At 44.1% G+C, this 11,516-nt stretch carries 7 protein-coding genes and 2 pseudogenes; 2 read left to right on the top strand and 7 right to left on the bottom strand.

Features of this window, described 5'->3' with window-relative positions; translation table 11 throughout:
• Nucleotides 1-103 (top strand): IS1595 family transposase (locus P8P30_04340; protein ID MDG1286776.1); only part of this gene is annotated, 103 nt, incomplete at its 5' end.
• Here the strand turns inward: P8P30_04340 and P8P30_04335 are convergent.
• The 3 genes from P8P30_04335 to P8P30_04325 all read right to left on the bottom strand — a co-directional run bounded on the left by P8P30_04335 (nt 100) and on the right by P8P30_04325 (nt 4,002).
• On the bottom strand, nt 100-2,694 hold the full coding sequence (locus tag P8P30_04335; GenBank protein MDG1286775.1) for a calcium-binding protein: 2,595 nt from the start codon (nt 2,692-2,694) through the stop codon (nt 100-102). The genes P8P30_04340 and P8P30_04335 overlap by 4 nt on opposite strands.
• Entirely contained in the window at nt 2,630-3,418 is a 789-nt protein-coding gene (locus P8P30_04330; protein ID MDG1286774.1) for a hypothetical protein, read from the bottom strand. The genes P8P30_04335 and P8P30_04330 overlap by 65 nt, the downstream gene beginning before the upstream one ends.
• A 299-nt stretch (nt 3,419-3,717) precedes the next feature.
• Nucleotides 3,718-4,002 (bottom strand): hypothetical protein, encoded by a 285-nt coding sequence (locus P8P30_04325; protein ID MDG1286773.1) that lies wholly within the window; start codon nt 4,000-4,002, stop codon nt 3,718-3,720.
• A 410-nt stretch (nt 4,003-4,412) separates the two neighbouring features.
• On the opposite strand from P8P30_04325, the gene P8P30_04320 reads away from it, so the two are divergent.
• A complete protein-coding gene (locus P8P30_04320; protein MDG1286772.1) occupies nt 4,413-5,717 on the top strand; it encodes a hypothetical protein in 1,305 nt (434 codons plus the stop codon).
• Nucleotides 5,718-6,373: 656 nt separating this feature from the next.
• On the opposite strand, the gene P8P30_04315 is transcribed toward P8P30_04320, so the two are convergent.
• From P8P30_04315 to P8P30_04300, 4 genes and pseudogenes are all read right to left on the bottom strand, one after another.
• A complete protein-coding gene (locus P8P30_04315; protein MDG1286771.1) occupies nt 6,374-9,226 on the bottom strand; it encodes a M10 family metallopeptidase C-terminal domain-containing protein in 2,853 nt (950 codons plus the stop codon).
• Between the two features lie 269 nt (nt 9,227-9,495).
• Nucleotides 9,496-9,657, bottom strand: a pseudogene (locus tag P8P30_04310) (catalase-related domain-containing protein).
• A 15-nt stretch (nt 9,658-9,672) separates the two neighbouring features.
• Nucleotides 9,673-10,344 (bottom strand): annotated as a pseudogene (locus tag P8P30_04305) (catalase).
• A gap of 143 nt (nt 10,345-10,487) precedes the next feature.
• The gene (locus tag P8P30_04300) at nt 10,488-11,414 is read right to left on the bottom strand and encodes a hypothetical protein (GenBank protein MDG1286770.1); all 927 of its coding nucleotides are present in this window, start codon (nt 11,412-11,414) and stop codon (nt 10,488-10,490) included.
• Between the last annotated feature and the right edge of the window lie 102 nt (nt 11,415-11,516).

The raw sequence follows: 11,516 nt of genomic DNA, 5'->3' as shown, positions 1-11,516 counted from the left end.
GCATTTTAATCTGTTCTTGAAAGAATGTGAGTGGAGGTTTAATATGGGCACACCAAGTGACTTACTGGCAGACCTGAAAAAGTTGCTCAAAGAATATTATTAGGTGTCAGCCCCATTTTCTATTGTATCATGCCCATCACCGCTCGAGAAAAGGTAAGTATCAACCCCATTACTCGCGATAAGCGTATCATTGCCTAAGCCACCTTCGACAGTACTAACAGAGTTATTGACCGTTTTGATTGTGTCATTGCCTTCATCACCTGAAATGTAATATTCAATACCGCCAGATTTACCGGTGATAACATCATCTCCTGCACCTCCTGATACAAACGGTGTAACTCCAGCGATGGGCCCCAGATAACTGAGCAGATCAATGGTATCATTGCCATCGCCACCCAAAACATCACCATCATGCACAATCTTCACACTGAGAGTGTCATCACCAGCCCCGCCATTTATCGTACTCGCACCTAAGAAGAGATAAGCTGAATCATTTCCCTCTCCCAAATCGATGAATGTTGATTCATAGGCAGAAATTTGATCGTTAACAGTACCAAAAACATCATCTCCGTCACCGCCCAAAATACTACTGCTATTGACATAGAGGCGGAAATAATCATCTCCCGCTCCAGCATATATCAATGCATCCGACAAAGGTGTCGTGGGGCTATTAGAATCCATGAAAATCTGATCATTACCGCTCCCGCCATCAACCGTGTCATTGGAACCGTAAACAAAAATGGTGTCATTACCTGCGCCGCCTGAGAAGTAATCCGCACCATCGGCAATAACACCGCTACCATTAGAAATTAGAGAGTCATTGCCTTCGCCACCCATGATGATGTCATTGCCTGCGCCGCCTGTCAGGTTATCATTGCCGCTTTTGGCGATAATAAGATCATCGCCATCACCGCCATGAATATGATCTCCGAAATCACTCTGAATCTCTAAATCAATGAATGTATCATTGCGGAAGGTGCCTGTAATGTACCCATTCGGGTCATTAGGATCAGGTTCTCCAGCATCTACCGAATTTTCAGATTCATGGGCTGCTAATAAAGCTGAAAGTCCGTAATCACCCGACTCACCAAGCGCTATAATAGCGGCCGAAAACAGAGTGTTCACTTCCGCCTTAATGACGCCTTCTGTTACGCCCAAACCCTCTTGATCAGAAAGTAAGATAGTCCGTAAATCGCTCAAAAATGCGATATTACTCTCAACTGCGGTGCCAGAAATATTCGTAAGAATAGTCGGTAATGTATCGTTCAAACTCAGCTTGTCCGTCGCAAAATCATAACTCGCATTAGGGAAGATAGTCTGCAAAGGCCCTTGTACCAATAGACGCGCAGAAAACTCACCCATCACAGAATTCCAGGCGGAATTTAAGAAATTGGTGGGCACGCCGCCCGTTTGGATAAAGCTCTCGCCGGTAAAGGCTTCAAGGAACGCCAACTGATGCCCATCAAAATTCGTGATGGGGCTCGTAACAGTGACAGGCAATCCCGCCCAATCAAATAGCAGCTCTTCAATCACCGAGTTTTGCGAGGCGTAATCATTTAAATCTACATTCGCGATAAAGCTCTCAACCGAAGCCTTAAACGCAGCATCTTGCGTCATCGCCACTTGCAAGGAAGGGAGGTTGCCGTAGCCACGCGATTGTGGCAGCGAAAGAGTGGATGGATCAATCGCCGCATCCGTGCCTCCGTCGCCCACAAATTGCGTATTAAACTCATCGGTACGGAAGAAAACCTCCGCCAGATCATCCGTCGAGTTATCGCTACGCGTGAAATGGGAAACATTATTAATGAAGTTGCCTTCTAAGGTTCGACCATCCGACTGAGGGCTCAACTCGAAACTCACCAACCCAGCCTGAGCCATCGTTTGTAACTCACCGCCATCGGTCATGCCATCTTCATTCAAATCGCGCCAAAGCAGCAAATCACCGAAATCGGTATCCGCAGAATCAATCACCCCATCGCTATTACTATCGAGGGTCGCCAACTCAACCAGACCGGTCTGCGTCGCATTACCGAACATCTCGCCGACATCATCAATCGTGCCATTGCTATTTAAATCACGAACCAAAAACCCTTCATCCGCACTGGCCCAGCCCGTTTGCTCAGCAAAGCCATTATCATCAATATCAAAAAATGCATTAGAGACATTCGAGTTAATCAACTCCAGCCCATCGCCATCCAAGTCCAACACCAGCGGATCACCCAAAATAACTGCCGAACGATTCGCCGTTTGATACGCAATCAACGCCCCCTCCATAATCGGATTCACCTCGCCAATATCCGGCTCGCCCGCGCTGCCATCGACCGTGTCGTAAGCCGGCGCCGCACTGTTTAAATCGCCATCACCGGCCAGCCCATCGCCCGCCGCCATGTCATTCGTCGGATCGGCCAATTCTAAACCAAAACCATCGCTCGCATGATGCCCGCCATCATCGTCATTATCGACATCGCCGTCGCCATCCGTATCCTCACGGAAATCCTGCAGCGTGATGCTATTATTCGCATCCAGTTCCAATATCAAATCATTGCCAGAAGCCTTAATCGTAAACCCATCCTTCTCCCACACATCCAAAGTTGAGTTATAGGTCGCAAGCCCTGAAAATGCGACTGGATTACCCGTGGCCGTATCCACCAACTGAAGTGAACCCCGTCCGATCCGATTCAATAATCGTATCATGCCCGAAAGATTGAACAGTGCCGCCCGTAATATCGTACTGGTAGAGATCGAGACCAGAACCACCTTCGAGGATATCATCACCGGTGCCGCCTTTGATGGCATTACTTTTGGAGTCACCGAGAATGATATCAGCGTAATTAGTACCCGTGATATTCTCGATATTATCAAACACATCCTTAATAGGACCACCCGACATCAACACCGTATTCTTCGCCGACATATCGACATTCACGCCGGAAGTGAGGTTTTCATAGGAAAGGGTGTCGTTGCCAGTACCACCGTCAATGACGTTACTTCCCAATGTCACATCTACATTGTCATTACCACTACCCGCATAAATATAATCATTTCCACCATTACCATTAATAGTGTCATTACCATCAGCCCCGAAGAACAGTTCATCATCGGAGGAACCATCAAGGTTCTCAATGGCTTCTGTTCCCAAATAAACATTGCTGATTTCATTTCCACCAGTCCATTGGGTGCCTATGGCACCGTATTCGTCTGAGAGCCAATAATGCAACCGCTCTGTTTGAATTCCCATTTGTGACAATACTGTATTGGTAAAATCAACTGTATTGCCTCGAAAATCAAAATCTGGAGTATCAAGTCCATTCAGATGACTTTGCTCCGAAAGATCGCTTAACCCCAATGTCTGATGGGCAAGTTCGTGGATAACTAACCGTTGAAGTGATAACCCCTCAACGTCACCATAATTATTCACATATGAAATACTGTTAATATCGTCAAAATTTAAATAAATATCTGGAGAGTTCCCTGGAAAAGAGAAGTCGTAATCAAAAACATAAAAGACATTATTAGGGGAGCTAAAAGACCCCCTCACGTCTGTGATTTTAAAATCGTACTCGGTGCCCCCTGCTAACGGGGCAGTGAATAGATTGCTCCCTAAGCTTGTGTTTTTGGCAGCATTCAATATATCCCAAACAGCTTGGTATTGTGGTGCTCTGTAATCATAAAAGTTAAAAGTTACATCTAAGATAGTTTCAGTATAATTAGGCATTATCAATCCTTCATGTTTTTGTCTGATTTAGATAACAAATCTTTTAGTGAAAATATTAGCGCTAAAGAGCTAATGAAATATATTAAGCTACGAATAGGATAATTATCTAAGTAGCTAACATCTACTAACTCAGGCACTTTGGTACCGAGCTTGGGGCCAATTCCTAGCGAATCAGATGCTGTGCTATGGAAATAAATTGGGTCAGATAAAACCATCAGTGCCAGCGTTACAACCGACACCCCACAATAAACCATCAACATTTTTCTAGATAACAATTTCTTCTTCATTCTTACCCTCTATTCATTACGTCCTGTTAATCGAACGCTTTTGCTATTTTTGCAACAGTACTCACATAACCATAGATTGCAATAGAGTAAATTATCTTTTTGCTTGAATCTTGATGACTGCGGAGGTGAGTGCTGCTCTCACTATTCTTATCAGAATGTTATTATGGCAAAATTTAAATGCCAAGTTGTGGGTAGTTAACTTAATCCTTCTTTATAAGCTTTTGCCACAGCAGGTAGCTTTTGTTGCCGTATGGGAATTCGTAGTGTTCTGGGTGGGGTGGCTATTCATGTTTTTCGAAAAACCTGCTTGGAGTTTGCTGAATCCTAAGCTGGAAAAGAGGGGCGGTGTGGTATGCCCGCCAGCAAACAATTGTCACAAACCTGTAAAGTGTTTGTGTTAAGCTTTTTTAATGGTGTACGAATCTGAAAAGCAATCAGTCATTTCACAAGATGGTTGGGAAGGTGAACGCTTTGTTCTTCCGGACAATTCTCATGTCATTTCCTACTCTACAAAAATTGAAGAAATCTATCAACGCCTTGTTTCCAATAAGCCTGAGCTTCAGGCACTAGACGTTCAATTTCTGCTAACAGACCAAGCAGAGCCCAATGCATTTGTTGTGCCTCCCAACAGCCCAGATAACACATCGGGTCAAGTTATCGTTGGGTTTAGTCAAGGCATGCTCAAATTCATTGAAGAAACGGCAGATCAGCATGCGGAAAAATTGGGAGTCCCCAGAGAACATCTCATTACCCATGGTATCGCCGCATTTATGGCGCATGAAGCAGGGCATATTGCCTGGGGAGAACAATTTAACTGGCCTAGTAATACGTATGACCAAGAAAAGCGGTCTGATTTCAATGTAGCAGATGCATTAGTTGTTGGTGATTACAACCTTTTTCATGCAGATGTATTCTGGAAAGCGCTTTTCAAAGAAGAACCGAAAGTTGCTGAGAAGATATTTAGAGCAAATGATATTCATGGTCAAAACAAGCCGCGTCAAAATTTAAATGAAGCAAAAATTACAGAGAAATACATTGGTAATGGTTACCGTCCTCCTAAGCAGACTGAGTCTTTTGAGAATTATGATAGTATTGCTGGGGCCAAACACACCTCATTCATTCAGCAGTTGATCACCGAAGAAATTCCCGGCTTTGCAGGAGATATTAAGCAAAGTGATCTTGATACCGAAACGATTAGCCGCATTCTTTACGAACATCGTGACGAACTCACCAATCCGACGCGCTTGGGTGAAGCTTTGACATTGTTGAGCAATGCTCAGGACAAAGAGCAATTTTCATATTTACAGTCTGACCGAACACATACTGATCAACTCATCGCGTACATCACTCATGACTGGAACGATGCGATGGTCTATAAAAATCAGAATGATAGCATTCAATATAAGAATAGTAAAAACACCGATTTTTTGAAACGAGCACAGGGAATTTTCGCTCAAGAGGCGATTGGTTGGTATTCCAGTAAGGCATTCAAAGAGTCTGCTGATAGAGAAAGACAACCGCGTTTTTATCCAAAACCCATTGGCCGCTATCTAAAGACGGCTGAACTAGCAAAGCAGTTCATTGGGGCGCAAGCTCAAGAAGAAACGCTTGAACTTGCTAATCAGTTGCAAACAGAAATCAATACTCTAGGGCATCAAACGAGTGGATTCGATTGGCCTCACTTTAAACACCCAACAGAGGCAGATAGAACTTGATAAAAAAAGTCAATGCGTGGGAAAGAAAAACGAGAAGAAACTCTCCGAAACTTAGATGCAGAATTTTCAAAGAAACAAACGAAAGCAGACGAATTTTGTAATAAAACCCCCTATTATACCCCTATCTTCATGAATGGATTGTAAGCTCCCAGCTCTGTTAAAGCTTTCCAGTTTGTCTAATCTTTGAATCAATCGCCTCATGATTTACCCCACCTGATAATCATAATGTTATCGCCATCGCATAACGGACCATCGGGGTTTTCTGCATTGAAGCGTGCGCGTGTCTCTTCACTACTTTCACCCAATTCACAGAATCAAAACCGAAATGGTTTCTCATTTGGCGTGATGGATTGTTCCAACTTACCAATATGTTTCTCTAGTGGTTTACTCATTCTGCATATCCTATTGTAATTCATCTATTCTAACCGCGACGGCAGGTGCCTTCTCCGGCAACCAATATGTGATCATCAGCAGGGATGGTAATGCGACTTATGATGAAGGGGGAGGGGATTCTTCTAGGTTATCGGTGGTGGTACGTTTGATGTGGCGGATATTATTTAAAAGCACCTTACAGTTCTCAAATCTGAAAATTGTGTGAGGTACTTACACGCGCACCCCGTAAAGCTCTTCTACTATTTCCGTTATAACGGAAGCTTCTAAATATCGAGATTCTCAAAATCGAAGTCGCCTTCGCATGCTTCCACTTCTGGAATATCAATCGTATCCGCTTGTAGCATTTCGCTTAACTGTTCTACGCTGTTAAGTATTGAAAGCTTATGTGCTGAGCTTCCTGAATCAGAGCCATCCGATTCGAAATCATCAAGATTCAGAAGATCATCTGTGTCTACATCCGCATCATCTTCAGAGGTCACATCAGTTGACTCAAATTCAATGGTGGCGGGTTGATTGAAGTAACCAGCATCGCTTAAATCAGTCAAAATATCTAAGAACTTGGCGAGTTGATCTGGCGTACCCTCTGTCACAATTCGTGCTAACACTTGGCCTAGTAAATCAGCAATCATATTATGCAGAGTGCTTGTTCCTGCCCATGGGTCAGTCGTATCTTCTGCAGAATAGCTCTCACCAATTGCTGCAAGATCAATATTCACATTTAATTCAATCGTGCCGTTATTGAAATTAATGTCATCCATCGAATTTAATTGCGCTCGAATTGCGGCTTGATCATTTGCTGATAAGTTAGCAAAGTCAGCTATATATGGATTCAGTACATCAAGTAGAGGCTGTATATCTAATTCCGCTGCATCGCCCTCTGTCTGGTTTTGCGCGTTATTAAATACAGTCACCGCACCTTGCAAGGCCGTAATTGCGTCGGCGATATCAGGATCATCCTGCACCCCTGTACCTGTACTGCCATAACCTGGATCACTCGTATCAACATCTGGCGTGTTAGGCGTTTCACCTAATGCGTATAGCGCTTTATTTACCAATGCTTCCAAATTATCATTGTCATAGTTATCACCATCCATTTTCTTAAGAATAGTCACGATATCAAGGATATCAGCAGGAGATAGGGCGCCAGGAGTAGATAGGCTTGCCGGATTAGATGCAAAATCTATAATGGGTTGTATGAGAGCCTCGAGAGCAGTTTGAATCGCTGCTTCTGTTGTTAAGTTGCCGTCAGCATCCCAATCAACTTTCGCTGTTTTGAGCGCAATGATTAATGCATCAGCACTTGTGCCTGTAGTGCCACCTGTGCCGCCATAACCTGGATCACTCGTATCAACACCTGGTGTGTTAGGCGTTTCACCCAATGCTAATAGCGCATTATTTACCAATGCTTCCAAATTATCATTGTCATAGTTATCACCATCCATTTTCTTAAGAACATTCACTAAATCAAGAAAAGCAGGAACAAGGAAATCAGGAAGAGATAGGTTTGCTGAATTAGTCGCAAAATGTGCAATTGTTGAGGCAAGATCAGTGAGAGCAGTTTGAACCGCTGCTTCTGTTGTTAAATTGCTGTCTGCATCCCAATCAGCTTTCGCCGTTTCTAGCGCCGTGATTAATGCATCAACGTCTGGTGGCGTTGTTGTTGGCGGTAGTGGTGGCGGTGGCGGTGGCGGTGGTGTTGGTGTCGGTGTTGGCGGTGGCGGTGGCGGTGGCGGTGGCGGTGGTGTTGTTGTTGGTGGTGGTGGGGGTGGTGGTGTTGGTAAAGCTGAAGGTGCAGGTACAGTGGTTCCACCGCTGCTTGTTACCTGACCTGTAAATCCACTAATACCAAGAGTGTTAACCGTAAGGTTGGCTGCGCTTACGCCTTCTGCCAACACGGTATGAATTTCGCCACTACTTGTGGTAACGCGAGCAATCGCACCGCCTGTACCATCTACAACATCAACAGCTGTAACGTTTGAACCGTTAATATTAGCAAATTGTATCGTTTCGCCAGCGCTAATATCTAAATCTTTAATAATATCTACAGCACCATCTTGGGCCGTTAATATAAAGCTATCTGTGCCTGCGCCGCCTTCAAGTACATCATTTCCTGCACCACTCGTAAGCACGTCAGCACCGTTCATACCTTGTAGGGAGTTGTCTAAATCATTGCCAGTGATCGAATCGTTACCCTGACCGCCAATCGCATTTTCAATTTCTGCATCAAAGGCAACATGAAATTTTGCTAGACCTATTTCGTTTAAGAAGTCGCCCTCATTTAAATTAATGGTCGAATTCGATGTAACACTTGAATCAACTGCAATGGTATCATTACCGGCGCCATCCCAAATGGCTTGACCCAGTTTGACATCGCCTAAATTCCAGAGAGTGTCGCCTGATTCATAGTCTAAGTTCTGACCGTATTTTTGTTGTAGCATCCATACATCTAACAGCATCGGACCTGTAACATCATTTTTCCCTATATTTGCACCATCTGAATATCCCAAAACGCTGTATTCTGATGTTAAATATTGTCCGCTTAAACCTCCTGCTTTTGCAGCCATTGGGTTCCCTCCTGCGAACGTGTGAGGCATGCCTAATGCATGAAAAGCTTCATGAATCATTGCATAGCCTGAGAAACTGCCCCATTCTGCTGGATTCAATAGTGTATCTAAAGAAATATTACCTTCATTACTACCGGTATTAGAGCCTGCAGTAGGGTTGCTTTGTGGTAAATAAGCATAGCCGCCAACGCTACCAGGTATAGCGCCTTCATGGACTGAAATATCCGCTGTTCCTGTTACTTCTGTCATGTTTAATCCGGAGACATCAGATGCCATTTGCATAATGTCTCTGAATAAATCTTCACTTTGGGAATTTAGTTGACCTACAGGTTGGCCATAACTATTGGTCCCGCTATTCCAGCTAGCATCTGTGAAACTAAAAGTTACATCAAGGTTGTTCGAACCGGCAACCCATGCGCCACCACCACCTAATGAGACTGCAGCCTGAGACTGCAGCGTCGAGGCATTAAGGTTCAAGGCCCCTGCGTTTAAAGGGTTTGAATTGTTATTACTAAAGTCTGTGGCTTCGACATTTAAACATAACTCGCACATAATAGGCTCCCAAGAGTTTTTCTTCTTATTCATTAAGAATATAGGAGAAATGTGTCGAACATATTAAGGTTTGTTAGAAATATCAAAAAAACTTCCCACGGAGGGAATTCCTCCGTGGGAAGTGTAATAGTCTATGTTCCATAACCGCTTACGCAGATTATACGGCTGTAAGTAGAGCTTGTAATTAATCTTGGGAGCATCGTTAGGCAACACAGAGCTGAAAATAATGGACTCGATAGCTGTTTATTCACCCTAATGCTCTGTTTTTGTTAATTACTATTTTCCAGCGCTTTTTTAATACCAGTGGCATATTTAGGGTCGGCTTTCTCAAAATGTACCAACTGTTTGTCGATGATATCTTGCGGCACACCTTGCATGGCCCCGGCAATATTACTAAACAAGCGTTCCTTCTGCTCATCATCAAACATGCGGAATAGATTGCCAGCTTAGCCGTAATCATCATTCCCATCACGGTGGTTATAACGGTCTGCATCACCGGATATTTGCAATGGGGGTTCCCTGAACTTGGCATCTTCCTTCGGCCCATCAAAGTTGCTTGGTTCGTAATAGGCGGCATCGCCTTTGGGTACATCATACTTCATGGCACCATCTTTGTGATGGTGATGCATAGGGCATTTGGGCTTGTTCACCGGTAATGATTCATAATGCGTCCCGACACGATAGCGGTGGGCGTCGGTATAAGCGAATATCCTCGCTTGTAGTACCTTGTCGGGTGAGAACCCTACACCCGGAATAATGTTTGATGGTGAGAAGGAAGCTTGCTCCATCTGTGCAAAATAGTTTTCAGGGTTGCGGTTAAGCTCAAACTCACCCACGTCAATCAGCGGGTAATCCGCATGCGGCCATACTTTGGTCAGATCAAACGGATTGAGGTGATATGTCTCAGCATCCTTCTCGGGCATGATTTGTACCTTGAATGACCATTTTGGATGATCGCCGCGCTCGATGGCTTCGTATAAATCCTTCTGCGAGCTTTCACGGTCTTCTCCGATTATCTTGGCGGCTTCTTCGTTCGTCCAATGCTTATGGCCTTGTTGGTTTTTAAAGTGGAATTTCACCCAGAAGCGCTCATTATTCGAATTGATGAAGCTATAAGTATGGCTGCCATACGGTAACTTTCTTCAGCTAAAATGATGTGGTCGGTGGTCTGTTGCCATACGGTTTGTTTTGGGGGGCGGATTCTAGTTTTCTATCCGTTTCTGCCGTTCTACTGGAGTCTGGCTCCATGAACTCTTTACGCTCAACTGCGAGTGACAAGAGAGGGGGATTCCAAGTCATCGGCGGTGCCGCAATCAAGCAAATTCTGTGCCTTATGTGATGGGTTGTCATATTCTAGTATCGCTGATTTCCAGTTGGCGTGACAGGTCCAGCCGTGACGTCGGAAGGGCGAACTTGAGTTTGTGGGGGGGGGGATGTCCCCACGTCTTTCGGTGATCATTTCATCCAATGACTGAGAAGAGGCATTTGCAGCGACTTTTGCACCCAATGATTCGATCATTTCGGTGGTATAGGCCTTGTTAACTGACACATCATGTTCAAAACCATTTGAGTCGCGCGTTGCAAGTTTCAAATCATCAATTCCCATTCCTTCTGGAAGATCCAAGATGATATTTGCCAAGATGGTGGGCTTTCCTTCAGGTGAGAAACTCAGCACTTGAACTCTGTTATCCATAGCATGTGAGATAAAACCAATCGACCCTCCGGGCTCTCGCGCATCAACAACCAGACGAATGTTCTCAATATTTTCTGGATCCGCCACCGTATAATTGATATTTTTCAGAGTATTTAACTTATTTGAGAAAATAACCTCTCCCTGCCCAGCAAGAAATATTTCATTACCTGTTTTTCCCATTAGCTGCATTTCGCGAGGGCCTAGCTCGGGAGAATAAAGCAATTGATCGGGGCTATTATCATTTATCAAATAGCTATGGTGGGTATTTTTACGCTCTGTGACTTCGCGTTCATCGTATTGAACATGGAAATGAGCTGTTCTGTTTTTGGGTTCCGTAATTGAATCTAATGTTGGTACGGGGGGAGATTTTTCGCCATCAGCATGCAATCTCGCACGTGTATTTACGCCTGTAATTCCTTCTTTAACCGCCGCATCATGTATCGCTGCAAGAAAGTTTGATGCACGGTCCTGCGATAATATTTTAGGGGCTGACACCTAACATTTAAATTGTTAGGAGTTATTGATGTATATAAAGCATTGTAAGTTATCGAGAAATAAGCAGTTAGAGTTGATAAAATATTTCATTGCGGGTTCTAC

The organism is Rickettsiales bacterium (genome assembly GCA_029252805.1).
In the GTDB taxonomy this organism is placed as follows: Bacteria; Pseudomonadota; Alphaproteobacteria; order Rickettsiales; family JALZUV01; genus JALZUV01.
Note: the sequence above shows the minus strand (reverse complement) of the source record. Positions and strands in the feature narration are given on the sequence as shown.